Source organism: Actinomadura parmotrematis (assembly GCF_019458805.1).
In the GTDB taxonomy this organism is placed as follows: Bacteria; Actinomycetota; Actinomycetes; order Streptosporangiales; family Streptosporangiaceae; genus Spirillospora; species Spirillospora parmotrematis.
Genome location: NZ_JAIBOA010000013.1, coordinates 1 through 26871, shown reverse-complemented (window position 1 = coordinate 26871; position 26871 = coordinate 1). Strand labels below are relative to the sequence as shown.

19 protein-coding genes are annotated in these 26871 nt (G+C 74.8%); 10 read left to right on the top strand and 9 right to left on the bottom strand.

The window, feature by feature from the left end; genetic code table 11:
* Window positions 1–8: 8 nt before the first annotated feature.
* The 3 genes from K1Y72_RS20415 to K1Y72_RS20405 all read right to left on the bottom strand — a co-directional run bounded on the left by K1Y72_RS20415 (window position 9) and on the right by K1Y72_RS20405 (window position 5183).
* Entirely contained in the window at window positions 9–2327 is a 2319-nt protein-coding gene (locus tag K1Y72_RS20415) for a SulP family inorganic anion transporter (RefSeq protein WP_220167997.1), read from the bottom strand.
* Between the two features lie 136 nt (window positions 2328–2463).
* Complete coding sequence (locus tag K1Y72_RS20410) at window positions 2464–4326, bottom strand: hypothetical protein (protein WP_220167996.1); 1863 nt, start codon at window positions 4324–4326, stop codon at window positions 2464–2466.
* A gap of 251 nt (window positions 4327–4577) precedes the next feature.
* The gene (locus tag K1Y72_RS20405) at window positions 4578–5183 is read right to left on the bottom strand and encodes a YbhB/YbcL family Raf kinase inhibitor-like protein (RefSeq protein ID WP_258573027.1); all 606 of its coding nucleotides are present in this window, start codon (window positions 5181–5183) and stop codon (window positions 4578–4580) included.
* Between the two features lie 416 nt (window positions 5184–5599).
* Here K1Y72_RS20405 and K1Y72_RS20400 point away from each other — a divergent pair, with 416 nt between their 5' ends.
* Together K1Y72_RS20400 and K1Y72_RS20395 are read left to right on the top strand one after the other, a co-directional pair.
* The gene (locus tag K1Y72_RS20400) at window positions 5600–6985 is read left to right on the top strand and encodes an NAD(P)/FAD-dependent oxidoreductase (RefSeq protein ID WP_220167995.1); all 1386 of its coding nucleotides are present in this window, start codon (window positions 5600–5602) and stop codon (window positions 6983–6985) included.
* A 98-nt stretch (window positions 6986–7083) separates the two neighbouring features.
* A complete protein-coding gene (locus tag K1Y72_RS20395; protein ID WP_220167994.1) occupies window positions 7084–10398 on the top strand; it encodes an ATP-binding protein in 3315 nt (1104 codons plus the stop codon).
* A 174-nt stretch (window positions 10399–10572) separates the two neighbouring features.
* On the opposite strand, the gene K1Y72_RS20390 is transcribed toward K1Y72_RS20395, so the two are convergent.
* Complete coding sequence (locus K1Y72_RS20390; RefSeq protein WP_220167993.1) at window positions 10573–11409, bottom strand: ABC transporter permease; 837 nt, start codon at window positions 11407–11409, stop codon at window positions 10573–10575.
* Between the two features lie 157 nt (window positions 11410–11566).
* On the opposite strand from K1Y72_RS20390, the gene K1Y72_RS20385 reads away from it, so the two are divergent.
* On the top strand, window positions 11567–12775 hold the full coding sequence (locus K1Y72_RS20385) for an RNA-guided endonuclease InsQ/TnpB family protein (RefSeq protein WP_372452939.1): 1209 nt from the start codon (window positions 11567–11569) through the stop codon (window positions 12773–12775).
* 13 nt (window positions 12776–12788) lie between these two features.
* Here the strand turns inward: K1Y72_RS20385 and K1Y72_RS20380 are convergent, their stop codons facing one another.
* A complete protein-coding gene (locus K1Y72_RS20380) occupies window positions 12789–13781 on the bottom strand; it encodes an ATP-binding cassette domain-containing protein (RefSeq protein WP_220167992.1) in 993 nt (330 codons plus the stop codon).
* Between the two features lie 246 nt (window positions 13782–14027).
* On the opposite strand from K1Y72_RS20380, the gene K1Y72_RS20375 reads away from it, so the two are divergent.
* On the top strand, window positions 14028–14591 hold the full coding sequence (locus tag K1Y72_RS20375) for a PH domain-containing protein (protein ID WP_220167991.1): 564 nt from the start codon (window positions 14028–14030) through the stop codon (window positions 14589–14591).
* The gene (locus K1Y72_RS20370) at window positions 14588–16096 is read left to right on the top strand and encodes a PH domain-containing protein (RefSeq protein ID WP_308287160.1); all 1509 of its coding nucleotides are present in this window, start codon (window positions 14588–14590) and stop codon (window positions 16094–16096) included. Before K1Y72_RS20375 ends, K1Y72_RS20370 begins: the two co-directional genes overlap by 4 nt.
* A 423-nt stretch (window positions 16097–16519) precedes the next feature.
* Here K1Y72_RS20370 and sepH read toward each other — a convergent pair whose 3' ends face one another.
* Window positions 16520–18442 (bottom strand): septation protein SepH, encoded by a 1923-nt coding sequence (sepH, locus tag K1Y72_RS36440; RefSeq protein WP_258573025.1) that lies wholly within the window; start codon window positions 18440–18442, stop codon window positions 16520–16522.
* A gap of 443 nt (window positions 18443–18885) precedes the next feature.
* On the opposite strand from sepH, the gene K1Y72_RS20360 reads away from it, so the two are divergent.
* A complete protein-coding gene (locus K1Y72_RS20360) occupies window positions 18886–19923 on the top strand; it encodes a hypothetical protein (protein ID WP_220167990.1) in 1038 nt (345 codons plus the stop codon).
* An 88-nt stretch (window positions 19924–20011) separates the two neighbouring features.
* Here K1Y72_RS20360 and K1Y72_RS20355 read toward each other — a convergent pair whose 3' ends face one another.
* Window positions 20012–21322: a D-arabinono-1,4-lactone oxidase gene (locus K1Y72_RS20355; protein WP_220167989.1), complete on the bottom strand. Its 1311-nt coding sequence runs from the start codon at window positions 21320–21322 to the stop codon at window positions 20012–20014.
* Window positions 21323–21331: 9 nt separating this feature from the next.
* Window positions 21332–22546 (bottom strand): MFS transporter, encoded by a 1215-nt coding sequence (locus K1Y72_RS20350; RefSeq protein ID WP_220167988.1) that lies wholly within the window; start codon window positions 22544–22546, stop codon window positions 21332–21334.
* Between the two features lie 127 nt (window positions 22547–22673).
* Here K1Y72_RS20350 and K1Y72_RS37250 point away from each other — a divergent pair, with 127 nt between their 5' ends.
* The 3 genes from K1Y72_RS37250 to K1Y72_RS20335 all read left to right on the top strand — a co-directional run bounded on the left by K1Y72_RS37250 (window position 22674) and on the right by K1Y72_RS20335 (window position 25784).
* Window positions 22674–23888, top strand: a complete 1215-nt coding sequence (locus K1Y72_RS37250) for a lytic transglycosylase domain-containing protein (RefSeq protein ID WP_220168180.1) — start codon at window positions 22674–22676, stop codon at window positions 23886–23888.
* Between the two features lie 73 nt (window positions 23889–23961).
* The gene (locus K1Y72_RS20340; RefSeq protein WP_220167987.1) at window positions 23962–24975 is read left to right on the top strand and encodes a ferrochelatase; all 1014 of its coding nucleotides are present in this window, start codon (window positions 23962–23964) and stop codon (window positions 24973–24975) included.
* Window positions 24972–25784 carry an inositol monophosphatase family protein gene (locus tag K1Y72_RS20335; protein WP_220167986.1) on the top strand — a complete coding sequence of 271 codons (813 nt, stop codon included), beginning with the start codon at window positions 24972–24974 and terminating at the stop codon, window positions 25782–25784. The genes K1Y72_RS20340 and K1Y72_RS20335 overlap by 4 nt, the downstream gene beginning before the upstream one ends.
* Window positions 25785–25881: 97 nt before the next feature.
* Here the strand turns inward: K1Y72_RS20335 and K1Y72_RS20330 are convergent, their stop codons facing one another.
* Window positions 25882–26058 (bottom strand): hypothetical protein, encoded by a 177-nt coding sequence (locus K1Y72_RS20330; protein ID WP_220167985.1) that lies wholly within the window; start codon window positions 26056–26058, stop codon window positions 25882–25884.
* A gap of 189 nt (window positions 26059–26247) precedes the next feature.
* Between K1Y72_RS20330 and K1Y72_RS20325 the strand changes: the two genes are divergently transcribed.
* Window positions 26248–26871, top strand: a 624-nt coding sequence (locus K1Y72_RS20325) for a response regulator transcription factor (protein ID WP_220167984.1), incomplete at its 3' end; no start/stop codon positions are given.

The window sequence follows — 26871 nt, the reverse complement described above, 5'->3', positions numbered from 1 at the left end:
GGCCGGGGTCAGGTGACGGCGCGCGGCTCCGGCGCCGCGTCGTCCGCACCGTCCTCCGGCGCGTCCTCCGGCGTCTCGGCGCGCACCGGGACGAACGCGCCGGCCGTCCAGTCCAGCACCTGCACCTCCGCGGTGCCGATGTCCAGGTAGAGGCCGACCAGCTCGATCTCGCCGGCCTGCACCATGTCCTTCAGCCACGGGTAGGTGAGCAGGTTGTCGAGCTGCTGCTGCACGTTGGTCTGGCAGAGCCGGGTGAGCGGCGCGCGGCCGTCCGGCTCGGCGGACAGGAAGCGCGCCAGGCTGTGCTGCCCGTGCTTCAGCCAGCGGGTCAGCGACCGCAGGTGCTCGACCTCGGTGCCGCCCGCGAGCAGCGCCGCCATCGCGCCGCAGTTGGAGTGCCCGCACACCGTGATCGTCCGGATGCCGAGCACGTTGACGGCGTACTCGACGGTCGCGGCGACCGCGTCGTCGGGCGTGCGCGTCCCGTACCGCGGGACGAGGTTGCCGACGTTGCGGTTGATGAACAGGTCGCCCGGCCCGCTCGCGGTGATGATGTTCGGCACCACCCGCGAGTCGACGCAGGTGATGAACAGGTGCTGCGGTTTCTGCTCGAAGGCCAGCTCCGCCATGATCGGCCGCACCAGCCGCGCGGTGCCGCCCTGGTACTCGCGGACGCCCGCGAGCAGCAGCGCGCTCGGCGAGACCTCCGGCGCGTCCAGGTCCACGTTCTCGCTGCGCCGCCGCCGGCTCGCCCACGGCGCCCACCAGCGGGTGGACGGCGTGGACTTCCGCGGCGCTGACATATCGCCCGTCACAGCTCTTTCATACCAAGACTCGTGCACCTCGTCGATGTCGACCCTCCCTCCCTGGCGTTCGTGCGCGAGCCGCCACTGGTGGATCGCGTCGAACGCGGCATGGTCCATGAAGTCCACGTCGAGGTCGAGGTCGACCGCGACGCCCGCGGGGATGCGCTGCAGCGCGCTCGTCACCTTCGGCACCCCGAGGAAGGTGAGCGTGCCCTCCACGACGAGATGCCAGCTCGCCTGCCCCGGCCGGTCGTCGGGGGAGGGCACCGCCTCCTCGACCCGCACCGACAGCCGGGTGAGGCGGCGGAGCGCGAGCACCGCGGCGACGGCGATGCCGAGCAGCACGCCCTCGCCGAGCCCGAGCACGACCACCCCGGCGAGGGTCGCGACGTACGCGGGCGCCTCGCGATGGTGGCGCAGGTCGCGCAGCCGCGACACGTCGATCATCTTGGCGCCGAGCACCACCAGCAGCGCGGCGAGCGAGGCCAGCGGCACCTGCTCCAGCACCGGGCCGCACGACACCGCGAGGACGAGCACCCACACGCCGTGCAGCACCGTGGACAGCCGGGTGCGGGCGCCCGCCTCCACGTTCGCCGAGCTGCGCACGATCGCGCCGGACACCGGCAGGCCCCCGAGCAGCCCGGACACCACGTTGGACGCGCCCTGCCCGAGCAGCTCGCGGTCCAGGTCGGCGCGCGGCACGCCGATCGGGCGGCGCCGGTCGATCGCGACCGCGCAGAGCAGCGACTCGACGGCGGCGACCAGCGCCACCGACACCACCGCGCCGAAGATGGCGGGCGGGGCGCCGTGCGGCCACGCCGTCGCCGGCAGGTCGCCGAGCAGCGACCCCGGCACCGCGACGCGGGGCGCGTCCCAGCGGAGCGCGTAGGCGAGGACGGTGGCGAGCCCGATCGCCGGCAGCGGGCCGGGCACCAGGTGCAGGACGCGGCCGAGGCCGGCGTCCGGGGTGCGGGCGGCGAGCCGCGTCCAGCCGAGCAGGACCGCGATGGTCAGCAGGCCGAGCAGCGCCGGCTGCGCGTCCGGCGCGGCGAGCAGGCCCGGCAGGTCGGCGAGGTTGGCGAGCGCGTCCGGCCGCGACGCGCCGCCGAGCATCACGTGCAGCTGCGCGAGGATCAGCACGACGCCGACGCCGGCGAGCATCCCGCCGACGACGGCGGGCGAGACGGTGAGGGCCGTCCGGGCGACCCGGCAGGCGCCGAGCGCGAGCTGCAGCAGCCCGGCCAGCACCACGATCGTGCAGGTCGCGGCCCACCCGTAGGTGTGCACGAGGTCGGCCATGATGACGGTGAGCCCGGCCGACGGGCCGCTCACCTGGAGCGGCGAGCCGCCGAGGACGCCGGCGACGACGCCGCCGACGACCGCGCCGATCAGGCCGGCGGCGACGGGCGCCCCCGAGGCGACGGCGACCCCGAGGGACATGGGAATGGCGACGAGGAAGACCACGAACGAGGCGAGCACGTCACGCCTGGCGGTCGTCGCGTTGAGTGGTTTTACGGTCACCTTGAGTATAGAACCATGCTTAGCGGCGCTTGGCCGCGCACGACACGACACGACCGACAAGCCCGGCGATCCGTCCCCGGAACGCCGGAGGGCCCCGCCGGTATCGGCGGGGCCCTCCGGGTGAGGCGCGTGCGGGTCAGCGACGGTAGTCGCGGTGGTTCTCCCAGTCGTCCTGCGGCGGGCGCTGGTCGCCGGTCGGCTGCTGCGGGTAGCCCGCGCCGTACTGGCCGCCGGTGTCGCCCTGGTGCTGCTGCGGGTAGCCGCCCTGCTGCTGGCCGCCGTAGTAGCCGCCCTGCTGCGGGGCGCCGTACGCCTGCGTGCCGTTCGGGTCGTAGCCGCCGGTGTCGCCGCCCGACAGCGGGTCGCCGCCGTTGTAGCTGCTGCCGCTGAAGTCGCTGTAGCGGCCCGGCTCGCCGGCCGGCGGCTGCTGGGAGCCGTAGGAGTCGCGGGTGCCGCTGCCGCCGGTGCTCAGCGGGTCGCCGTAGGACGACTCGTAGGCCGGCGAGGACGGGTAGCCGTCGCCCTGGCCGTAGGAGTCGCCCTGGCCGTACGGCGAGGGCTGCGGGGACGGCGCGTAGCCGCCGCCGTCGGGCGCGTAGCCGCCGGAGGACTGGCCGGGCGACCACGAGGACGGCGCGGGCGCGTCGTAGGAGCCGGAGCCGAGCGGGTCGCCGCCGAGCGGGGAGCCGCCGTAGGGCTGCTGCGGCTCGGGCGCCGACGAGCGCTGCCGGTCGGTCTGGATGCGCTGGAGCAGCTCGTCCACCGTCGGCAGCTTGTGGCCGTCGGTCGACGACGGCGACGACGGCGCCGGCGCCTGCGGGGCGGGGGCGGGACCCGGGTCGCCCCAGCCGCTCGACAGCGGGGACGGCGCCGGCTCGGGCTCGTAGGGGCGCGCCGGCGGCTCGTCCGCGCGCGCCGGGGGCAGGCCCAGCGGGTCGCCGCCGAGCGGGTCGGGCATGCGCTGCTCGCCGGTGGTGGTGTGCTGCGCGGGCGGCAGCGGCATGTCGAAGCCCTGGCGGCCGCCGCCGAGGGGGTCGCCGTAGGACGGGGAGTCGTAGGACGACGGCTGGTCGGCGTAGGGCGGCTGCTCGGGGTACGGCTGCTGCTCGGGGTAGGGGGACTGGTCCGGGTACGGCTGCTGCTCGGCGTACGGCTGGTGGTCGCCGTAGGGCTGGCCCTGGTCGGCGTAGGGCTGCTGCTCGGGATACAGCGGCTGGTCGCCGTAGGGCTGGCCCTGGTCCATCGCCGGCATCGGGTCGTGCGCGGTCTGGCCGGGGTCGCCGAACGCGCCGGGCGCGAAGCCGCCCGCCTGCTGCGGGCCGGTGCCGCCGCGGCCGCCGCCGATGGTGCCGCCGGGGAAGCCGTCACCGGGGAAGCCGTCGCCCTGCTGGCCGGGACCCTGCGGCCCGGGGCCCTGCTGGCCGGGACCCTGCGCGACCGGCAGGTCGGCGGGCTCCTGCGGGGCGTTCGGCGGCCCGGCGGACGGGTCGGGGCCGCCCTGCTCGCCGTCGTTGCCGTGCTGCCAGGGGAACTTGGGCTTGTCGAAGGTGATGGTGGCCCAGTAGTCGTCGTCCTCCATCTCGTCGCTCGCGTGCGCGGCGGGCGGGGGAGGAGGGGAGACCGGGGCCGACAGCGGGCCCGGACCCCCGTGCTGGGGGCCGGCGGACTGCGGGCCGAGGGTCTGGGTGCCGGTCGGGCTGCCGCCGTGCTGGGCGGCGCCGCCGGCGACGCGGCGGTCGAACTCCTGGCCGCCCTGGCCGTAACCGGCCTCGTAGCCGCCGTCGTACCCGGCCTCGTCGTAGCCGTAGCCGTCGTCGGGCTGCTGCTCCTCACGAGGTGGCGCGGAGGCCCCGCGGCGGCCGCGTGGACGCTGCTGCTCGTCGTCCATCCAGTCGTCCTCGTCGCCGCCCGCGCGGCTGGCCCGCAGGCCGAGCACCACCAGGACGACCACGAGGACCACGACCACAATGAGGCCGAAGACCACGATGTAAGAAGTCATGCCACCACCCAATGCCTTGGCCCCGCCGATGTGACCGGCGCAGGCCGTGGGATCGTCCCGATTTTCGCCGACAGCCGGTTCCCAGCGGACCTAGGAAGATTCTGGCCGACCGCTATGACCGTTGTCACACCTTTCGCGCACATTCACCCTCATCCGGGGCGTGCCGGCGGCCGGCCCGCACGCCCTGTTCGTCTGCGTCCCCCGAGCGGCGTTCCGGGCGTCCATGCCCGAAAAACCCCACCGGCAACGCGTCACCGCGAACCGAAGTTCCCGGTGATCCGCCCGCGGGCCACCGTGTGCTTGGCGATCGCGTCGAGCGACTCCTTGAGCGGCGCGCCGTTGGGGAACGGCGCGAGGCTGTCCAGAGCGTAGATGGTGAAGCGGTAGCGGTGCCGGTCCCCCTTGGGGGGGCACGGCGGCGCGTAGCCCACCTTCCCGCCGGTGTTCTGCCCCTCGACCGTGTGGTCCAGGCGCGCGCCCTCGACGATCTCCTGCGTGGTGCTGCCGATGCCCGCGTACACCCAGTGCACGTAGGCGCCGTTGGAGGCGTCCGGATCGTCCATGACGATCGCGAACGAGCGGGCGGTCGCCTGCGATCCGGGCGCGGACCCGGGCGCCGACCAGCGGAGCGGCGGGGTCCGGCCCGCCTGGCCGCCCGGACCAGAGTACGTCGCGCAGCCGAACCGCGTGGGCAAGTCGCCGCCATCGCGGAATACCGGGCTGGTCACCGTGAACCACTCGGAGAGCTCGGCGCTCTTGTTCTGTGGCTGGCCGATCAGCCCGCACCCGCCCAGCGTGCCGGCGAGCGCGACCGCGGCCGCCGGGGCCAGCGCGGCGCGCCGGTCTCTGCTCATCATAGCTTCGCTCCCGGAACGGGCCCGTGCGCCGTCCGCCGCCGGATCCGCCCCCAGGAGCGAGGGCGGGAGCCGCCGGCCGGTCCTCTGGGTGGCCTCTCCCAGGCGGCACCGTCGTCCCGGACGCTCCCTTCTGGTCCGGGCCAACTGTAGACGCATCGCCGGGGTGGAACGGGTCTTTCCTCCCGTGCGCCGCGAGCGCGTCCCGGGAGAGCGGGTGTGACGTTCGTCATGCGTGGTTCATGTCAAGGTGGGCGAAATGCCGTGAAATAAAGGGGAAGTTCCCGTCGCGGGCACGCTCCAGTTTGCCCGGATGAAAAGTTTCGCCGATCTTTCGGGGGATCCGGTTCGCTTCGACCCCCGGAGATCGGATAGTTTGTGAATACCTTCACAAGCCGACCGTGATCTAGGAGGCCGCAATGGCCAGGACCGCCGAGGGCACCTCTGGCGCTCCCCACATCCTCATCGTGGGTGGCGGCTATGTGGGCATGTACACCGCGCTCCGCCTGCAGAAGAGGCTGAAGCGCGAGCTGAAGCGCGGCGAGGTCAAGGTGACCGTCGTCGACCCGAACGCGTACATGACGTACCAGCCGTTCCTCCCCGAGGTCTCCGCGGGCAACATCTCGCCGCGCCACGTCGTGGTGCCGCTGCGCCGCGTGCTCACCCGCTGCACCGTGCGCAACGCCCGCGTGACCGAGCTGAACCACGACGAGGGCTGGGCCATCGTGCAGCCGCTGGCCGGCCCGCCCGAGCGGATCTCCTACGACTACCTGGTGATGGCCGCCGGCGCCGTCCCGCGCCTGCTGCCGATCCCCGGCCTGGCCGAGAACGGCATCAGCCTGAAGACCGTCGGCGAGGCCATCCACCTGCGCAACCACGTGCTGGAGCAGCTGGAGATCGCCGAGTCCACCAACGACCAGGAGATCCGCCGCAAGGCGCTCACCTTCGTGTTCGTCGGCGGCGGCTTCGCGGGCGTGGAGGCGGTGGCCGAGCTGGAGGACATGACCCGCGACGCCACCCGCTACATGCGCAAGGTCAGCCCCGAGGACCTGCGGTTCGTCCTCGTCGAGGCCGCCGACCGCATCCTGCCCGAGGTCGGCCCCGACATGGGCAAGTGGACCGCCGAGCAGCTGCGCGGCCGCGGCATCGACGTCAAGATGAAGACGTTCCTGCAGTCGGCGGTCGACGGCCGCATCGAGCTGTCGGACGGCAGCAGCTTCCCGGCCGGCACGCTGGTCTGGAACGCCGGCGTGAAGGCCGCCCCGGTCGTCAAGCACTCCGACCTGCCGGTCACCGAGCGCGGCCAGGTGAAGGGCACCGAGTACCTCACCATCGAGGGCCTGGTGCGGGCGTTCACCGCGGGCGACAACGCGGCGATCCCCGACCTTACCCAGGAGGGCATGTTCTGCCCGCCGAACGCCCAGCACGCCTCGCGGCAGGCCAAGGTGCTCGGCGACAACATCGTCCGCTCGCTGCGCGGCAAGGCCCTCAAGCCCTACGTGCACGGCAACCTCGGCGCCGTCGCGGGCCTCGGCCTGCACAAGGGCGTCGCCAACCCGCTCGGCTTCAAGATCAAGGGCTGGCCGGCCTGGCTGTTCCACCGGACCTACCACGGCCTGATGGTCCCGACCGTCAACCGCAAGATCCGGGTGCTCGCCGACTGGACGCTCGCCCTGGTGTTCAAGCGCGAGACGGTGCCGCTCGGCTCGGTCGAGCGGCCGCGGTCGGACTTCGAGCTCGCCGCCGCCTCGGACGCCAAGCCGAAGGAGCGGGCCGCCGAGCCCGCCGCGGAGAAGACGGCCTGAGCCGTCCCGCCGCACCGCACGGACCGGACGCCCCGGCCGCCAGGACCCTGGCGGCCGGGGCGTCCGGCGTCCGGGCCAGATGGGGGACAATCGGTCCCGTGCGGATCGCGATCCTGGGGACGACGGAGGTCACCCGTGACGGCGCCCCCGTCGAGATCGGCGGGGCGCGGCTGCGGGCGCTGCTCGTCCTGCTCGCGCTGGACGCGGGCCGCCCCGTCCCGGCCGAGCGGATCATCGACGCGCTGTGGGCCGACCGCGTCCCGGCGGCCGCGCCGAACGCGCTGCAGTCCCTGGTCTCGCGGCTGCGCGCCGCGATCGGCCGCGAGCACCTGGAGACGCGGCCGGGCGGCTACCGCCTGGACGTGCCGCGCGAGGCGGTCGACGCCCACGACTTCGAGGAGCGCCTGCTGCGCGCCCGCCGCGCCGCCGACCCGCAGCGGCGGGCCGGGCTGCTCGGCGAGGCCCTCGCCCTCTGGCGCGGCCCGGCCCTCGCCGACGTCGCCTGGCAGGAGTTCGCCGAGGCGCCCGCCGCCCGGCTGGAGGGCCTGCGCCGCGCGGCCCGGCTGGAGCGGGTGGACGCCGAGCTGGAACTCGGCCGGCACGCCGGGCTCGTCCCCGAGCTGGAGGCGCTCGCCGCCGCCGAACCGCTGTCGGAACCGGTGCGGGCGCGGCTGATGCGCGCCCTGTACGGGGCGGGGCGGCAGGCCGACGCGCTCGCCGAGTACGGCGCGATCAAGGCGGCGCTGGCCGAGGAGCTCGGCGTCGACCCCTCGCCCGAGCTGGCCGCCGTGCACCTGGCCGTGCTGCGCCAGGACGCCGCGCTGGCGCCCGCCGCGCCGTCCGCCGCGCCGCCCGCCGCGCCGCCCGTCCCCGCGGCCCCCGACGCGCCGCCGGACGCACTGCCGGACGCGCCGCCCGGGAACCTGCCGACCCGGCTGACCAGCTTCATCGGCCGCGACGACGACCTGAAGCACGTCGCCGAGGCCCTCGCCGGCGGCCGCCTCGTCACCCTCACCGGCCCCGGCGGCGCCGGCAAGACCCGGCTCTCGCTGGAGGCCGCGGCGCGGCTGGCCGGCCACGCCCCCGACGGCGCCTGGTTCGTCCAGCTCGCCCCCGTCGACGACCCGGCCGAGGTCGCGACGACCGTGCTGGACGCGCTCGGCCTCCGCGAGACGGTCCTCGTGCCCGGCGGTCCCGGCCGGCTCGCGGTGGCCGAGTCCGCCGACCCGCCGACCCGCCTCGCCGCCGCGCTGCGCGGCCGGCGGCTGCTCCTGCTGCTGGACAACTGCGAGCACGTCCTCGACGCCGCCGCCGCGCTCGCCGACCGCGTCCTCGCCGAGTGCCCCGCCGTGCGGGTCCTCGCCACCAGCCGCGAGCCGCTCGGCATCACCGGCGAGACGCTGCGGCCCGTCGAGCCGCTGCCGCTGCCGCCCGCCGACGCCGCCGCGGGCGACGCGCTCGGCTACCCGGCCGTCCGGCTGTTCGCCGACCGCGCCGCGGCGGTCGCGCCGGGCTTCGCGGTGACCGGCGCCAACGTCGCCGACGTGGTGCGGATCTGCCGGGCCCTCGACGGCATGCCGCTGGCGATCGAGCTCGCCGCCGCCCGGCTGCGCGCCATGACGCCGCGCCAGGTCGCGGCCCGCCTCGGCGACCGGTTCCGGCTGCTGAACGCCGGCAGCCGCACCGCGCTGCCCCGCCACCAGACGCTGCGCGCGGTCGTCGAGTGGTCCTGGGACCTGCTGGACGGCGCCGAGCGCGCCCTCTGGCGGCGCCTCGCGGTGTTCCAGGCGGGCGCGACGGTGGAGTCGGCCGAGGACGTGTGCGCGGGCGGCGACCTGGACCGCGACGACGTCCTCGACGTGCTCGCCGCCCTCGTCGACAAGTCGCTGGTCGTCGCCGACACCGCGGCCGAGCCGCCCCGCTACCGGATGCTGGAGACCATCCGCGCCTACGGCCTGGAGCGCCTCGCGCAGGCCGGCGAGGAGGACGCCGTCCGCGACCGGCACGCCGCCGCGATGCTGGCGCTCGCCGAGACCGCCGAGCCGCACCTGTTCCGCGCCGGCCAGATCCGGTGGCTGGACCACCTCGGCTCCCGGCACGACGACCTCCAGGCGGCGCTGCGCCGGATGGTCGCGACCGGCGACGCCGCGTCCGCCGCCCGCTTCTGCGCCGCCCTCGGCTGGTACCAGTTCCTGTCCGGCCGGCTGGAGGAGGCGGTGGACGGCATCGACCAGCTCGCCCGCATGCCCGGCCTGCCGGAGGACCAGCCGACCGCGGTCGCCCTCGCCATCGGCGCCATGGCGACGCTGGACAGCCAGAACGACAACGCGTCGGCGTTCGACTGGCTGGCCCGCGCCCTCGGCATCATCGAGCGGCAGGACGGGCGGGCGCTGCACCCCATCCTGCGGCTGGCCCGCATCTCCGCCGCCCTGTTCGAGAAGGGCTGGGACCGCACGGTCATCTCCCGGCTGGACGAGCTGCTGGTGGACGGCGACCCGTGGGTCCGCGGCGTCGGGTACTTCGCCCGCGGCCAGTTCGCCGCCAACTTCGCCCTGAACGACCGCCTGGAGGACGACTTCGCCCGCGCCCTGGCGAACTTCGAGGACGCCGGCGACCGGTGGGGCACGGCGTTCACCCTCACCTCGCAGGCCGAGCTGCGGGGCCGCGAGGGCCGCTACGCCGAGGCCGCCCGCCTCTACGAGCGGGCGCTGGCGACGAGCCGCGCCCTCGGCCTGGACCTGTTCAGCGCCACCAACATGCGCCTCTCGACCGTGCTCCGGCTGGCGGGCGCCGAGGAGGAGGCCGCGGCGCTGCTCGCCGACGCGCTGCCCAACGCCGAGCGGAACGGCTCGCGCGACGGCATCGCCGTCGTGCACTACCAGCTGGGCGAATTCGCCCGCCACACCGGCGAGTACGGCGAGGCGGCGGCGCACCTGGAGCGCGCGGCCGAGCTCGCCGCGGGCCTGAACGGCCCGCCGCAGTTCGACTCGCAGGTGCGCGGCGCCCAGGGGCAGCTCGCCCTGGCCACCGGCGACGCGGACGCCGGGCGGGCGCTGCTGGCGGAGTCGCTGCGCCTCGCCGTCCAGGCCCACGACCACCCGGTGATCGCCCACGCGGTGGCCGCACACGCCGCGGCGGCCCTGCACGACGGGGACGCCGCGCGGGCCGCCGAGCTGCTCGGCGAGGCCGACGCGGTGCGCGGCGGCCGCGACCTGTCACTGCCCGACGTCCTGGAGCTGGAGGGCGCCGCCCGCGAGGCGCTCGGCGACGGCTTCGACGCCGCGTACGCGCGGGGCCGGAGCCGCACGTTCCAGCAGGTGCTGGACGCCTTCGGCCTGTCCGTCGAGACGCGCCCCATCCTCGGCCCGGACGCGCAGTGGAGCGGCCCCGCCCGCCCGGACCCCCCGAGCTGACGCCCTCCCCGGCCGGCACCTCGGACCGGCGGCCCGGCACGGAGCCCTGCGCTGACGTCCCGGCCGGACGTTCTGCGCTGACGTCCCGGTCGGGCGCCCCGTGCCGCCGGCCGGGGCGCCCCGCGGCAGGGCGTCCCGGCCGGCGGCACGGAGGGCGGCGGCGCGGGAGGGCGGTCAGACCCGGTTCTTGATGGCGCGCAGCGAGAGCGGCAGGAAGATCGCCGCGAAGACCGCGCCCCACAGCAGCGCCTGCGCGGCGGGGCCGGCGACCGGCTGGTCGATGGCGGGGTTCACCGCGTCGTGGCCGATCAGCAGGCCGCGCAGGGCGTCGCCGAGCTGGGACACCGGGTTGTGCTCCATGATCGTGCGCAGCCAGTCCGGGTAGCGGTCCGACAGCGGGATGAACGCGTTGCTGAGGAAGCTGATCGGGAAGATGATCGTGAACCCGAAGATCTGCACCTTCTCCGGCTCGCTGACCATCACCCCGATGAACACCGACACCCACGAGAACAGCAGGCTGAACAGCAGGAGCAGCAGGAACGCCGGGACGAGCGCCAGCCAGGAGGTCTCGATCCGGAACCCGATGGCGAAGCCGAGCACCAGCACGATCGCCATCGACCACGCCTGCTTGACCGTGTCGGCGACGATGCGCCCCATGAGCGGCGCGGAGCGCGCGATCGGCAGGCTGCGGAACCGGTCGAAGACGCCCTTGCCGATGTCGGTGTTCAGCCCGACGCCGGTGCTCATCGAGGCGAACAGGGCGTTCTGCACGATGATGCCGGGGATGAGGATCGGCAGGTAGGCCGAGACGCTGCCGGCCATCGCCGGGCCGAACACGAACGCGAACAGCAGCACGAACATGATCGGCTGGATCGACAGGTCGAGCAGCTCCATCGGGTTGTGCTTGATCTGGACGAGGTTGCGCCACGTCAGCGTCGCGACGTTGCGGAGTGCGGTGGCCGGCGACACCTTGCGCGTCACCGTCTGCGGTGCGAGTGCGGCGGTCGTCATTGGGTCTCCTTCGTGGATACCCCGGCCTTCAGGCCGGGAAGAGCCGAAGCTCCCGCGTAGCGGGGCAGGGAAAGGCGAATCGCCGTCAAGGCGATTCGGCGCCTGATGCCACTGGTCGACAGCCGTTGCTCAGACGGAACCCGATACGGTGTGACGCGTGATGCGGCAGGTCAAGCGGGCGTTCAAGTACCGCTTTTACCCCACGGACGAGCAGGCGGCCCAACTGTCGCGCACGTTCGGCTGCGTCCGTCTGGTCTATAACAAAGCGCTGGAGGAGCGCACTCGGGCTTGGTACGGCGAGCAGCGCCGTGTCTCCTACGTGGAGTCGTCGGCCGCGTTGACGGAGTGGAAGAAGACCGAGGAACTGGCCTTCCTCACCGAGGTGTCCTGCGTGCCGCTCCAGCAGGCACTGCGGCACCTCCAGACGGCGTTCGGGAACTTCTTCGCCAAGCGCGCCAAGTACCCCCGGTACAAGAGCCGGAAGAAGTCCCGCGCGTCGGCCGAGTACACCCGCTCCGCCTTCAAATGGCGCGACGGGGAACTGACGTTGGCCAAGATGGCGGGGCCCCTGAGCATCCGCTGGTCTCGCCCCCTCCCAGAGGGCGCGGAGCCGACCACGGTGACGGTGTCCCGCGACAGTGCCGGGCGCTGGTTCGTCTCGATGCTGTGCGACGACCGCATCGCCCCGGCCCCGGGTACCGCGAACTCGGTCGGTATCGATGCGGGCATCACCAGCCTGGTGACCCTGTCCACCGGGGAAAAGATCGCTAATCCCAAGCACGAGCGCCTTGACCGCGCCCGCTTGACCCGCGCGCAGCGGGCACTGTCGCGCAAGGCGAAGGGTTCGGCGAACCGTGAGAAGGCCCGGCGTCGCGTCGCCAAGGTTCATGCGCGGATCGCCGACCGGCGCCGGGACTTCCTGCACAAGCTGGCCACTCGGCTCGTCCGTGAGAACCAAACGGTCGTGATCGAGGACCTCACCGTCCGCAACCTGCTGAAGAACGGCAAGCTCGCACGCGCCATCAGTGACGCGTCGTGGACGGAGCTGCGCTCCATGCTGGAGTACAAGTGCGCCTGGTACGGGCGCGAACTCGTCGTGATCGACCGCTTCTTCCCCGGCTCGAAGCTGTGCGGGGCCTGCGGAAGGGTCGCGGCGAAGATGCCGCTGAACGTCCGGGAGTGGACGTGTGACTGCGGCGCGGTGCATGACCGCGACGTGAACGCGGCGCGTAACATCCTGGCCGCCGGGCTGGCGGCGTCCGCCTGTGGAGACGGTGTAAGACCTCAACGGGAGTCCTCCCGGACGGGGCGGTCGTCGGTGAAACAGGAAGCTCAGCGGGCGACCGCTGGAATCCCCCGCCTTTAGGCGGGGGAGGAAGTCAAGCCTTGGTCTCCTGCCTGTTGGCGGCGTCGGCCAGCGCTCCGGCCTCGGCGTCGATGTCGTCGGTGTGGTGCCCGGTGAGGGCGAAGAAGACCTCGTCCAGGCTGGACTTGCGGAGGGTGAGCTCGCCGACGGCGACGCCGGCCTCGTCGAGGCGGCGCACGACGGCGGGCAGCAGCGCGGGGTCGGTGACCGGCGCGCTGACCAGGCCGTCGTGCAGTTCGGGGGCGGCGCCGGTGAGATCGCCGATGATGCGGGCGGCGGCGTCGCCGTCGGTCCCGTGCACCGGCCGCACCTCCAGCACCTGGCCGCCGACCTGCGCTTTCAGCATGTCGGAGGTGCCCTGCGCGATGACCTGGCCGCGGTCGATGACGACGATGTCGTCGGCGAGCCGGTCGGCCTCCTCCAGGTACTGGGTGGTGAGCAGCACCGTGACGCCGTCGGCGGTGAGGCCCTGCACGATGTCCCAGAGGTCGTTGCGGCTGCGCGGGTCCAGGCCGGTGGTCGGCTCGTCCAGGAACAGGATCTGCGGCCGGCCGACCAGGCTGGCGGCGAGGTCGAGGCGGCGGCGCATGCCGCCGGAGTAGGTCTTGGCGGCGCGCTCGGCCGCTTCGGTCAGCTGGAAGCGCTCCAGCAGCTCGGCGGCGCGCCGCTTGGCCGCCGCGCGCGGCAGGCCGAGCAGCCGGCCGATGAGGACGATGTTCTCGGTGCCGGTCAGCATCTCGTCGACGCCGGCGTACTGGCCGGTGAGGCCGATCAGCTGGCGGACCTGGTGCGCCTCGGCGACCACGTCGTGCCCGCCGACCTCGGCGCGGCCCTCGGTGGGCGCGACGAGGGTGGCGAGGATGCGGGTCATCGTGGTCTTGCCCGCCCCGTTGGGGCCGAGGACGCCGAGGACGGTGCCGGTCTCGACCGTCAGGGAGACGCCGGCCAGCGCCTGGGTGTCGCCGAAACGCTTCACCAGGCCCTCGGCCCGGATGGCGTGTGACATGTGGACTCCTCCGTTGTGCGCCGCCCGACGGTGTGCTGGGCCGGTCAACCTTGCCAGGGCCCGGCGGCTCGATACGAACAGTTTTCGTGGTGCCGCTGGCAGACTGCTGACACGGCGCTGGCATCACCTGACAGCCTCGCACGGGGGTGTGACAGAACACGTGACGCGGGTCACTGATGATCATCGGGCCGGTCGTCCGGGTGCCGTTCCGGCGGCGCGGGCCCCCCGCGCCCTAGACTTCCGTTCGTGACAGCGGTGCGGCGCGACCCCGAGGGGCCGGGCGGCGGGGGCCCGCACCCGCCGCGGTTGCGGCCGCCCGCGCACCGCGTCTCGCCGCGGGCCGTCGCGCACTGGGCCATCGAGTACCTGCTGCTGTGGGGCCTGGCGTTCGGGCTCGCCTGGGGAGTGGCGGTCTGGATAGAAGAGGCTCACTGGCACGGGCTGCCGGAATGGCTCGACCGCCACCTGTGGCTGCTGCCCGCCCTCGTCGGCGCCGCCGGCGTCCTCACCGTGGCCGTCGCGCCCGTCTGGCGCTACCGGGTGCACCGCTGGGAGGTCGAGGCCGACGTCGTCTACACCCGGACGGGCTGGTTCAGCCGCGAGTGGCTGCTCGTCCCGGTCGGCCGGATCCAGACGGTGGACACCAAGCAGGGCTGGATCGAGCGGCTCCTCGGCCTCGCCACGATCGAGGTCAACACCGCCTCGCACGCCGGCTCGTCGGAGGTGTCGGGGCTGCCCGCGCGCGTCGCCACCCGCCTCGCCGAGGACCTCGCGCACCGCGCCCACGACCTCCGCGACGACGCCACGTGATCGCGCGCGAGGACGTCCCGCCGGCGCCGCCGCCGCGGCCGGCCGCCGTCCCGCGCCCGCAGCGCCTGCACCCGCTGACGTTCGTCGTCGGCGCGGTCCGCGAGATGGTCGCGCTGGTCGGCGCGGGCGCGACCGGGCTGCTCGTCGGCGGCCTGTCCACCGCCTTCTACTTCACCCTCGCCGGCCTGGTCTTCGGCCTGGCGTTCCACGCCGCGACCTGGGCGACGTTCACCTACACCCTGCACGACGACCGGATCGAGCTGCGCCGGGCGCTCGTCGGCCGGTCGGTCAAGACCATCCCGCGCGAGCGGATCCGCGGCGTGGACGTGAGCGCGTCCCTCGGGCACCGGCTGCTCGGCCTCGCCGTCGTGCAGATCGACGCCGGCGCCGACGGCGGCGAGGGCACGCTGAACGCGGTGTCCCGGCAGGAGGCGGCCCGGCTGCGCCGCGTCCTGCTCAGCCGGGACGCGGCCGCGGCGGGGCCGCCGGGCGCCACCGCGCTCCGCCCGCCGCGCCGCACGCTCGCCCGGATGCGGCGCCGCTGGTACGTGTACGCGCCGCTCTCCGGCGCCTACCTGCTCACGCCGTTCGCGCTCGCGGGCAGCCTCCTCAGCGCCCTGTACAACCTCGGCGACGACCTCGGGCTCGTCACCGAGGACCGGCTGACCCGCCTCGGCCACGACGTGATCGGGCTGCCGGCGGCCGCCGTCCTCGCCACGGCCGCCGCCGTGCTGCTGCTCATGCCGGTCATGTCGGTGATCGTGTTCACCCTGTTCAACTGGGACTTCACCGTCTACGCCCGGGACGGGTCGGTGATCGCCGAGCGGGGCCTGGTGACCCGGCGCAGCGTGTCGCTGGAGCGGCGCCGCATCCGCGGCGTGGAGTTCGCCGACAACCCGTTCGAGCGCCTCGCCCGCGTCGTCCGGGTGAACGCGCTGGTGACGGGCCTCGGCGACGCCGCCCACCGGGGGCGGCTGCTGCCCGCCGCGCCCTGGGGGACGGCGCAGGACCTGACGGCGCGCGTCCTCGGCCCGGTGCCCGCGCCGCTCCTCCCGCACCCGCGCGCCGCGCGCGGCCGGCGCGTGGCGCGCGCGACGGCGCCGCCCGCCGCGCTCGGCGCGCTGTCGCTCGCCGCCGGGCAGCCGCTGGTGGCGGCGGGCTGCGCGGTGCTGGCCTGCTGCGCCGTGCCGATCGGCCTGGACCGCTACCGGCAGCTCGGCCACGCCCGCGACGCCCTCCGCCTCACCTCGCGGTCGGGGTCGCTGCGCCGCCGCCAGGTGGTCGTCGACAACCGCGCCATCGTGGGCTGGCGCCTCCGCCAGACCCTCTTCCAGCGCCGCCTCGGCCTCGCCACGCTGATCGCGGCGGTCGGCGCGGGCGACGGCGGCTACCCCATCCTCGACCTGGCCGAGGACGACGCGGTGGCCCTGGCCACCGGCATCACCCCCGCCTGGCTCGAACCCTTCCTGGACCACCCCCCGTCCCCGCCCCGCAAGGCCGCCTGACCACCCGGTCACGCACCGTTGAGATGCGGCGTGTTGGCCACTTTCGATCTTCAAAATGCCCAACACGCCGCATCTCAACGGACGGTGACCACCCGGTCGCGAGAAGTTGACTTGCGGCGTGTTGCCTGTCTGGAACGTTCCAGGTGCGCAACACGCCGCAAGTCAACGGATGGTGACCGGGTGGTCGGGGGTGTGGGGCCGTGCGGCGACCGGGTGGTCATGGAAAGTTGAGATGCGGCGTGTTGGGCGTTTTAAAGATCGAAAATGCCCAACACGCCGCAAGTCGACGAAGGGTGACCAGGTGGTCGGGGTGGGCGGGCGGGGGGTCGGGTGCTGGCGGGGTTGCGGGGGGAAGGGGCTGGACGGCGAAGGGCCCCGGTCGCTCCTGGGGAGCGGGCGGGGCCCTTCGGTGTGCTGCGGGTGTTACTCGGGGCGGCGGGCGCCGAACATGATCTCGTCCCAGGAGGGGACGGAGGCGCGCTTGCCCTTGGCCTTGCGCCGGTTGTTGCGGGCCGGGCGCTGCGCGGCGGCCGGGGCGGTCTCCGCGGCGGCGGCCGCGGCGGCGGGCTTGTCGAGGCCGGGGCTCGGCATCGACGGGCGGGCCGCGGGCTTCCGCTTGGCGGCGCCCGCCGTGGGCGGGCGGGTCGCCCCGTGGGCGGCCGGGGCCTGCGGCGGCGCGGGCGCGGGCGCCGGAGCGGGCTGCGGCTCCTCCGCGACCGGTTCCGCGACCGGCTCGGGCTCCGGGGCGGGCTCGGGGGCGGGCTCGGGCTCGGCCTCCGCGACCGGCTCCGGCTCCTCCTCGACCACGGGCTCGACCGCGGACGCGACCGCGGGCTCGGGGGCGGGTGCCTCGGTGACGGCCGGAGCGGCCTCAGCGGCCTCCTCCGGCGCTTCGGCGGCGTTGTCGGACCCGGAGTCCGCGACGGGCTCCTCGACCGGCTCCGGGGGCGCCTGGGCGGCGGCCTCGATGGCGGGCTCGGGCTCCACCGGCTCCACGGGCGCCTCGGCGACCGGCACGGTCACCGGCGCGGGCTCCGGGGCGGGCTCCGGCGTGACGGCCGGAGCGGGCGCCTCTTCCGCGGCGGGCGCGGCGGCGGGCTCCTCGGCGACCGTCTCGTCGAGCGCGGCCTCTTCGGGCTCGGTCTCTTCGGCCGCGGCCTGCACCGGTGCCGCCTGCTCGGGCGCGGCCTCGGTCGGGGCGGGCGTCGCGGCCGGGGTCTTCTCGGCGGCCGGAGCCTGCTCGACCGGGGTCTGCTCCGCCTCGGCGGCAGGCTTCTCGACCGCGGGCGGGGCGGGGCGCTCGGCGGGCTGGACGGGGCGCTCGGCCTGGACCGGCGGCACGGGGCGCTCGGCGGCGGGCTGGGCCGGGCGCTCGGCCTGGACGGGGCGCTCGGGCTGGGTCGGCGGCGCGGGGCGCTCGGCCTGGACCGGCGGCGCGGGCGGGGCGGGGCGCTCGGCGGGCTGGGCCGGCGGGGCGGCGGGCGCGGGGCGCTCGATGCGGCGGGGCGCCGAGGCCGTCGGCAGCTCGCGCGAGGGCGGCTCGGCGGGGAGCTCGCGCGACGGGAACGCCGGGCGCGCGTCGACCATCCGGCCGCGCTCGACGATGTACTCGCGGGCGTCGCCCTCGGCGGGCGGCAGCCCGCGCGCGGGCGCCACCGGCGCGACCGGGGCGGCCGGCGGCGCGGGCCGCTCGCGCACGTCGGGGACGACCTTCATCGCCGGGCGGCGCGGCACGAGCGGGGTGACGGTGTCGGAGAGCGTCTCGTCGTCCCACTCGACGGCGGTCAGCCGGGCGGCGACCTCGTCCAGGGGCGCGACGTTGCGGCGGCGCGGGTCGAAGGTCCACTCGGCGGCGTGCGGGCGGCCGCCCTCGAAGAACGACAGCCGGACGCGCCAGGTGCGGTCCTCGCACTTCCAGGCGTCCCACTCGGCCTCTTCGAGGTCGACGCCGCCGCGGCCGAGGCGCTCCTCGACGGTCTCGCCGAGCGGCGGGCCGGGGGCGGACTCGCCGGGGCGGCGGACGGCGACGCGCTGGGCCTGCTGCGCCATGTACTCGCGCTCCTGGAGGACGGGCCCCTCGAACCAGCGGACGCGTTCGACCGGGATGCCGGCCGACTCGGCGATCTCCTCCGCGGTCTCACCGGACCGGATCCGGGCCTGGATCTCCTTGGGGCGCAAGGGGCTCTCCACTTCGATCTCGAACTGGCCGAGGCGGGAGAAGTGCCCACGGACCGCCGCGCGCAGGCGGTCGTCGACGGGCAGGGTGAACCGGGTGCCCCTGCCCGCGGTGGCCAGGACGAGGTACGTACCGTCCTCGCTGACCGCGACGAGGCGCAGCTCCTGCATGCGTGTCCTTCCTGCCCTGTCCTGACGGCACGGAGGGTGCCGGCGCGGCCGCCGGTCCGCGAGCCCGCCTCACCGCGCTCGTGCCGGTCGTCCGTCCGACCCCCACCGAGGGCGCATGCGTGCCCTTCCCCCGGATTCCCGAGTCTCTCTTTCGGACACACCTGCTGCCAGCACCGTACCCGGCATGTCCGAACATCGTCGCTCTCGAAGCCCTCTTCACGTGCCGGAAGAGGGCGTCCGACCCAGCTTGCCCGCGCCGCGGGACGGCCGGGATCGCTGTTCCCCATTCTTGTGGATCCTTTTCCACACTGTGCCTGACGCGCCGGACCGACTCCAGCCTTTTCGGGTTGCTCTCATCACGCCGGGGTATCGGAACACCTCGCCCGCCCCGATAGTTCGAGTTGTGGGGGTAGTTATGGACATCCGTATAGGGGGATAGGTAGATGCAGCGCAAGCTGCCGGACATCAGCACGACCCAACTGATCGCCAGCGGGCTCGCCACCGGAGCGGCCGCCGTGGGGGCGTCCTACCTGGGCGTCTACGGGACGATCGCGGGCGCCGCGCTCATGAGCGTGATGTCCACGGCGGGCACCGCGATCGGCAAGCACTACCTGGACCAGGGCAAGGAGCAGCTCAGGGAGCGGACGGCCCTGCACTCCGCCGCCGCCCACCGGCAGTCGGCCGGGGAGGCGGCCGCCGACGCCGTCTCCGCCGACCCGACCCGGGCGGTGGTCTGGTCCGGCGTCATGGACGCCGATCCGAACGCGACCCGCCTGGACCGTCCCGTCGCCGCCCCGGGGCCGCCGTCCGGCGACCCGAACGCGACGCGCCTCGACCGCCCGCACCCCGGCGCCTTCGGCGACCCGAACGCCACCCGCCTGGACGCGGGCGCGGGCGCCGGCGCGGGCATCGCCCGCCCGGACGCCGGCCGCGCCGAGGCGGCGGTCGCCGGCGAGATCGCCGGCGACGCGGGCGAGGACGCCGTCCGCCACGCCGCCTGGAAGTCGGCGCTCACCGCCACCCTGGCGTGGGCGCGGCAGCGCTGGGTGACGCTGGTGGTGGCCTCGGTGGCGATGTTCGCCGTCGTGATGGGCGCGATCACCGTCGCCGAGAAGATCACCAACAAGCCCGCCGCGAGCTGGGTCGGCCAGAGCGGCGGCAAGGGCACGACCTGGAGCAACCTCGGCGGCTCCACCGGGAGCGACCCGACGCCGACGCCGACGGTCCGGCCGAGCGGGAGCGGCACCGGTTCCCCGGCGCCGAGCGAGAGCGGCACCGGCGGCTCCGGCCGGCAGAGCACCGCCCCGAGCCAGGCGCCGGCCCCGCCGACGTCCGGCGGCGCGACCGCCCCGTCCTCCTCCAGCGGCCCGGCCGGCCCGAGCAGCAGCGCCCCCGAGCAGGGCGGCGGCGGTGACCAGCAGGCCACCAACGACGCCCAGCAGCAGGACCAGCAGGCCCAGCAGAGCGGCGCCCCCCAGTAGCGCCCGACCCAGCACACCCCTCGAACGGCGAAGGCCCCCGCCCGCAACACCGGGACGGGGGCCTCGCCGTACGCGCGGACGCGGCGGGTCAGTCGCCGAAGACCTGCCGGGTGTAGGGGTTGGCGAAACGGCGCTCGGGGTCGAGCTCGTCCCGCAGCGCCCGGAAGTCGCCGAAGCGCGGGTAGACCGTCTCCAGGTAGGAGGCGTCGCGGGTGTGCAGCTTGCCCCAGTGCGGCCGGCCGCCGATCGCGGTCATCAGCTCCTCGACGCCGCCGAAGTACTCCTCGTGCGCGTCCTTGTGGAAGACGTGCACGGCGATGAACGCCGACCGGCGGCCGTGCGCCATCGACAGCCAGGCGTCCTCCTCGGGCAGCAGCCGCACCTCGATCGGGAAGCTGATCTTCCAGTCGCGCTTGGCGAACAGCGCCTTCAGGTCGCGCAGCGCCGGGACGAGCCGCTCGCGCGGGATCGCGTACTCCTGCTCCTTGAAGCGGACGGTGCGCGAGCTGGTGAACACCTTGTAGGAGGTGTCGCTGTAGGTGCGGGCGCCGAGCGCGCGCGCCGAGATGCCGTTCACCTTGGGGACGATCGACGGCGCCCGGTGGGTGGCCTGGTTGATCGCGCCGAACAGGGAGTTGGACAGGAACTCGTCGTCCAGCCAGTGCCGGAACCGCGACAGCGGCTCCGCCGGGCCCTCGGTGCGGTTGTTGCGCTTGGTGAGGCAGCCCTCGGTGTGGGGGAACCAGTAGAACTCGAAGTGCTCGTTGGCGGCGTCGAACTCGTCGACGCGGGCCAGCACCTCGTCCCACTTCATCGGCTCCTCCCGCGCGCGCAGCAGGAAGGACGGGACGACGCGCCAGGTGATCGCGGTGACGACGCCGAGGGCGCCGAGGCCGGCGCGGGCGGCGTCGAACAGGTCGGGCCGCTCGGTGGGCGAGCAGGTGACGAGCGACCCGTCGGCGAGGACGAGCTCCAGCGCCGCGACCTGGGAGGCGAGGCCGGCGGCGTCGCGGCCGGTGCCGTGGGTGGCGGTCTGCAGGGCGCCCGCGACGGTCTGCTCCTGGATGTCGCCCATGTTGGCGAGGGCGAGGCCGTGCTCGTCCAGGATCCGGTTGAGGCGGTGCAGCGGCAGCCCGGCCTCCACGGTGACCAGGCCCGCCGCGGTGTCCACCGAGCGGACGGCGGTGAGCGCGTCCGGGCGGAGCAGCACGCCCTCGGCGACGGCCGCGCCGGTGAAGGAGTGGCCGGTGCCGATCATGCGGACCGTGCGGCCCTCGGCGCCGGCCGCCCGCACCTGCGCGGCGACCTCCTCGGCCGTCCGCGGGGTCTCGACGCGCTGCGGGGCGGCCGCCTGGTTGCCGGCCCAGTTGCGCCACGTTTGGTTGGTCACGGTGGACATGCGGCGATGTTACTCGGCGCACGTTCGTGAGGAAAGTTCACGTTTGCTGATCGTGCGCGTTCCGGCCAGGCCGAGCAGCGCCGCCCCGCAGGCCGCGCCGAGCGGCACGAGGAACGCCGACCGCGCCCCGAAGGCGTCCACCAGGCGCCCCGACAGCGAGGAACCGAGCGCGACGCCGATCCCGACGGTGGTGGACACCAGCGCGAGGCCCTCGGTCAGCCGGGCGGACGGGACGAGCCGCTCGACGAGCCCGTAGCCGGGGATGATCGTCGGGGAGATGGCGAGGCCGGAGAAGAACACCACGGCCATCATCGGCACCAGGCCGTCCACCAGCAGCGGCGGGACGAGCAGCACGGCCAGCAGCACGAGCCCGGACCGGAGCCGCCGCACGAGCGGCGCCCGCCAGCTCCGCGCCCCGTACCAGAGCGCCGCCGTCCCGCTGCCGAGCGCGTAGCAGCCGAGCAGCGCCCCGGCCAGCGCCTTGTGGCCCTGCTCCTCGGCGAACGCCACCCCGCTCACGTCGATCGCGCCGAACACCGTCCCGAGCAGCAGGAACACCGGCACGAGGACGCGCAGCGAGGAGTCGGCGAGGACGCTCCCGCGCGCCGCGCCCGGAGCGGGCGGCGCCGGCGGCGGCTCGGTGCCGCGCTGCGCGGCGAGCGCGAGCGACCCGGTCAGCATGAACACCGCCGACGCGGCGAGCCCCGCCGCCGGATGGACGCCGGTGGACAGCGCGGTGACCAGCAGCGGCCCCGCCACGAAGATCGCCTCGTCCACCGTCGACTCGAACGAGAACGCCGCGTGCAGCCGCTCGGGGCGGTCCCGCAGCACGTGCGACCAGCGCGCCCGCACCCAGGCGCCGAGCGAGGTCTCGGCGGCGCCCGCGAACGCCGCCGCCGGGAACAGCGTCCAGACCGGCGCCCCGCCGACCGCCAGGGCGATCAGCAGGACGTTCCCGGCGGCGCCGGCGCAGGCGATCGGGACGAGCACCCGGCGCTGCCCGTACCGGTCGGCGAACCGGGCGCTCAGCGGGGCGCTCGCCGCGTAGGCGAGCGACATCGTCGCGGCGACCGCGCCGGCGGTACCGTACGATCCCGTGACCGCCGAAACCAGGAGGACCGTGCCGATACCGACCATCGACATCGGCATCCGGCCGACGAGCCCCGCGACGACGAACCGCCGCGCGCCGGGCACGGCGAGCAGCGCACGGTAAGGACTGGACAAGCGAGCCTCCCGACCCCGGGAAGATCGCACTTCCGGGCCTATCCTTCGACGTCGACGACCCGGTCACGCTACCCGGGCGTGACAACCGGATTTCCCCTGCAACCCGCCCGTAGTGACTCACGTTGGGATGGTCGTGGCCGCCTCTACCCCGCCCCGTCGCGCCTCCACCGCCTCCACCGCCTCCGCGCCCGCCCCCGGACGCCCGCCCCGGCGGCGCCGTCCGGTCCTCGCCGTCGCCGCCCTCGCCGCGCTGATCGCGGCGAGCCTCGGCGGCGGCGCCTACGGCGCGCTCACCGTGGACGGGCCGCGCAAGGCCGGGCGCGAGATCCAGGAGGCCGAGCTGCCGGAGGCCGGCGGCACCGGCGGCCCCGTGACCAACGTCGCCACCGGCGACCGCGTCGCGCCGCTCCGCCGGGTCGTCCCGCCGGACGTGCTGGCGGTCTCCAGCGGCGCCCCGATCGGCCAGGCCAGGATCTCCCGGCTGGCCAAGAACAAGCGCGTCAAGGACCTGATCGCGGTGGCGGGCGGCGCCGTCCAGCTCCAGGGCCGCGCGGTCAACACCTTCGCCGTCGACCCGTCCACCTTCCGGTCTTGGACGCCGCCCGACACCGCCCGCAAGGACGCCCTGTGGACGGCGCTCGCGGCCGGGAGGTTCGTGGTGTCGGCCGACGCCGCCGAGCAGCTCCGGCTCAGCGAGGGCTTCCCGTACGCGGTGGTCGGCCGGACGATGCCGCAGGTCACGATGGGCGGCTCGGGCAACCTCGGTCTGCCCGGCATCGACATGCTGGTGAGCGCCAAGGTCGGCGAGCAGCTCGGCCTGGTGAAGAACGTCGCCGTGCTGGTGAACGCGCCCGGCGTGGCGCCCGCCACCGTCACCAAGGCCGTCGGCCACGCCCTCGGCAGCGGCGCGAGCGCCGTCAACCTGCACGAGCGCAAGTACAGCTCGTCGGCGGGCGGCGGCGGTTCGGGCAGCTACCTGGACCTGTACAAGAACGCCGCCACCACCTGCCCGGGGCTGTCCTGGACGGTGCTCGCCGCGATCGGCCAGGTCGAGAGCGACCACAACCGCAACCCCGGCCGCTCCAGCGCGGGCGCCCTCGGCCCCATGCAGTTCATGCCCGCCACCTGGAAGTCCTACGGCGTGGACGGCGACCGCGACGGCAAGGCCGACATCATGAACCCCTACGACGCGATCCCCGGCGCCGCCAAGTACCTGTGCGCCAACGGCGCCGGACGCGGCGGCAGGTCCCTCTACAACGCGATCTGGCACTACAACCACGCCGACTGGTACGTCCAGAAGGTCCTGAACCTGGCCCAGGCGTACGCCGCCCGCTACAACTGACCCCGCGTCGGTGTGGGGCAGACGACAGGGCGCCTCCGCGTGAGAGCCGATACCCCCTGGTTGGATGGAGTGCATGAGCACGTACGACGCGCTGCTTCTGGTGTCCTTCGGCGGCCCCGAGGGCCCCGACGACGTCATCCCGTTCCTGGAGAACGTCACGCGCGGGCGCAACATCCCGAGAGAGCGCCTGGAGGCGGTGGGGGAGCACTACCACCTGTTCGACGGCGTCAGCCCCATCAACCGGCAGTGCCGCGACCTGAAGGCGGCGATCGAGGCCGATCTCGCCGCGCACGGCATCGACCTGCCGGTCTACTGGGGCAACCGCAACTGGGAGCCCTACCTCGCCGACACCGTCCGCACGATGCGCGACGACGGCGTCCGCCGCGCCGCCGCGTTCGTGACCTCGGCCTACAGCTGCTACTCCTGCTGCCGCCAGTACCTGGACGACATCGACCGGGCGCGCGGCGAGGTCGAGGGCGCCCCCGAGATCGACAAGCTGCGGGTGTACGCCAACCACCCCGGCTTCGTCGCGCCGTTCGTCGAGGCGACCCGGAGCGCCCTCGCCGACCTGCCGGACGACGTCCGCGACGGCGCGCACCTGGCGTTCAGCGCCCACAGCGTCCCGCTCTCCCAGCCCGGCCGGGAGTCCTACGTCACCGAGCTGCGGGACGTGGCGGCGGTCGTGGCGGCCGAGGCGGCGCCCGGCCACCCCTACGAGCTGGTCTACCAGAGCCGGAGCGGCCCGCCGAGCCAGCCGTGGCTGGAGCCCGACATCCTCGACCACCTGGAGAAGGCCGCCGCCGCCGGGACGCGGGCGGTGGTGAACGTCCCGATCGGGTTCACCTCCGACCACATGGAGGTCAAGTACGACCTGGACGTCGAGGCGACCGCGAAGGCCGCCGAGCTCGGCCTCGCCTTCCGCCGCGCCGCGACGCCCGGCACCCACCCGAGGTTCGTCGCCATGGTGCGCGAGCTGCTGCTGGAGCGGTCCGGCGACGCGCCGGAGCGCCCCACGGTCGGCGCGCTCGGCGCCCGGCCCGACGCCTGCCCCGCCGACTGCTGCCGGAACGGAGCCCGAGCCCGATGAGCCTGTACGAGGACCTGCGCGACCTCGCCGTCGAGACCGCCCGCGAGACGGGCCGGATGCTGGTCGACGAGCGGCCCGCCGCCGGCCCCGACGTGGTGCGGACCAAGTCGAGCCCGACCGACGTCGTCACCCAGATGGACCGCGCCGCCGAAAAGATGATCATCGAGCGGATCGGCGCGGCCCGCCCCGGCGACGCCTTCCTCGGCGAGGAGGGCGGCGACCAGGGCGCCGCGGACGGTGCCGTCCGCTGGGTGGTCGACCCGATCGACGGCACCGTCAACTACCTGTACGACCTGCCCGACTGGGCCGTCAGCATCGCCGCCGAGGTGGCCGGGCGGACCGTCGCCGCCGCGATCGCGATGCCGCGCCGCGGCGAGCTGTACACCGCCGTCGAGGGCGGCGGCGCGCGGCTGCACACCGCGTCCGGCGTCCGCGACCTGCGCGTCAACACCGGGGTGCCGCTGGAGCGGGCGCTCGTCGCGACCGGCTTCGGGTACGCCGCCGAGCGCCGCGCCCACCAGGCGCGCGTGCTGACCGGGGTGCTGCCGTTCGTCCGCGACATCCGCCGCGGCGGCTCGTGCTGCGTGGACCTCTGCTCGCTCGCCGCGGGCCGGGTCGACGCCTACTTCGAGCGCGGCGTGCAGGCGTGGGACGTCGCCGCGGGACGGCTCGTCGTCACCGAGGCGGGCGGCCGCATCGGCGGCCTGGGCGGCGCCGCCCTCGGCCCGGAGTTCGCGCTCGCCGCCGCGCCGGAGCTGTTCGACGCGCTGCAGTCGCTGCTCGTCCCGCTGGACCCCGCGCACGACTGAACGCGCGGAAGGACCGGAGGGAGTCCTCCGGTCCTTCCGTGAAGCGGGGAGACGTGCGGTGCGTGCGGGTGGTCGGACGGGGTGGTGAGGGGATGCTTCAGTCGCAGCGGGGCGGCTCGACTCCGATGTCGTTGTTGGCCGCGATCCGGCGCAGTTCCTTGATCTCCTCCTGGCGGATGTCCACCAGGTAGGTGTCTCCTGCCGCGTGGGCGCTGCGCAGCGACGCGTACGCGTCGTCGAGCCGCTGCTGGATCTGGCGTGACAACTCGCCCATGGGCCTCCTCCCGGATCAGCCCGTCCGTACCCATGGCGAACCTTCGGGTAAACCTGATGGGGAAGGTAATTTCACGGCAACTTTCGCGCCCGGCGGGGAGCGCCGCCAGCGACGGTTTACGGACGTCTTACGGCCCGCGTGGCATACCTGGTGGGCGGCCGGCGGGGAGCCGGCGAGGAGGGGGGAGCGGTGCGGGTTCTAGTCGTCGAGGACGAGCGGGTGCTCGCCGACGCGATCGCCACCGGCCTGCGCCGCGACGCGCTGGCGGTGGACGTGGCCTACGACGGCGCGGGGGCGCTGGAGCGGGCCGGCGTCAACGACTACGACGTGATCGTGCTCGACCGCGACCTGCCGCGGGTGCACGGCGACGAGGTCACCCGGGAGCTGGTCGCGCGCCGCTACCCGGCCCGCATCATCATGCTGACCGCGGCCGGCGAGCTGGACGACAAGGTCGAGGGCCTCAGCATCGGCGCCGACGACTACCTGGCCAAGCCGTTCGCGTTCGCCGAGCTGATCGCCCGGGTGCGCGCCCTCGGCCGCCGCGCCGCCGCGCCGCTGCCGCCCGTCCTGGAGCGGTCCGGGATCAGCCTGGACCCCGGCCGCCGCGAGGTGGCCCGCGACGGCCGCCAGGTCGACCTCACCCGCAAGGAGTTCGCGGTGCTGGAGGTGCTGCTCAGCGCCGACGGCGCGGTCGTCAGCTCCGAGCAGCTGCTGGAGAAGGCCTGGGACGAGCACATCGACCCGTTCACCAACGTCGTGCGGGTGACCATGATGACGCTGCGCAAGAAGCTCGGCGACCCGCCGGTCATCGAG

What these genes read in the sequence shown, in the direction of transcription:
- K1Y72_RS20410 (WP_220167996.1), bottom strand. Translation starts at nt 4,326, where the DNA reads ATGACTTCTTACATCGTGGTCTTCGGCCTCATTGTGGTCGTGGTCCTC.
- K1Y72_RS20405 (WP_258573027.1), bottom strand. Translation starts at nt 5,183, where the DNA reads ATGATGAGCAGAGACCGGCGCGCCGCGCTGGCCCCGGCGGCCGCGGTC.
- K1Y72_RS20400 (WP_220167995.1), top strand. Translation starts at nt 5,600, where the DNA reads ATGGCCAGGACCGCCGAGGGCACCTCTGGCGCTCCCCACATCCTCATC.
- K1Y72_RS20390 (WP_220167993.1), bottom strand. Translation starts at nt 11,409, where the DNA reads ATGACGACCGCCGCACTCGCACCGCAGACGGTGACGCGCAAGGTGTCG.
- K1Y72_RS20380 (WP_220167992.1), bottom strand. Translation starts at nt 13,781, where the DNA reads ATGTCACACGCCATCCGGGCCGAGGGCCTGGTGAAGCGTTTCGGCGAC.
- sepH (WP_258573025.1), bottom strand. Translation starts at nt 18,442, where the DNA reads ATGCAGGAGCTGCGCCTCGTCGCGGTCAGCGAGGACGGTACGTACCTC.
- K1Y72_RS20360 (WP_220167990.1), top strand. Translation starts at nt 18,886, where the DNA reads ATGCAGCGCAAGCTGCCGGACATCAGCACGACCCAACTGATCGCCAGC.
- K1Y72_RS20355 (WP_220167989.1), bottom strand. Translation starts at nt 21,322, where the DNA reads ATGTCCACCGTGACCAACCAAACGTGGCGCAACTGGGCCGGCAACCAG.
- K1Y72_RS37250 (WP_220168180.1), top strand. Translation starts at nt 22,674, where the DNA reads ATGGTCGTGGCCGCCTCTACCCCGCCCCGTCGCGCCTCCACCGCCTCC.
- K1Y72_RS20340 (WP_220167987.1), top strand. Translation starts at nt 23,962, where the DNA reads ATGAGCACGTACGACGCGCTGCTTCTGGTGTCCTTCGGCGGCCCCGAG.
- K1Y72_RS20335 (WP_220167986.1), top strand. Translation starts at nt 24,972, where the DNA reads ATGAGCCTGTACGAGGACCTGCGCGACCTCGCCGTCGAGACCGCCCGC.
- K1Y72_RS20330 (WP_220167985.1), bottom strand. Translation starts at nt 26,058, where the DNA reads ATGGGCGAGTTGTCACGCCAGATCCAGCAGCGGCTCGACGACGCGTAC.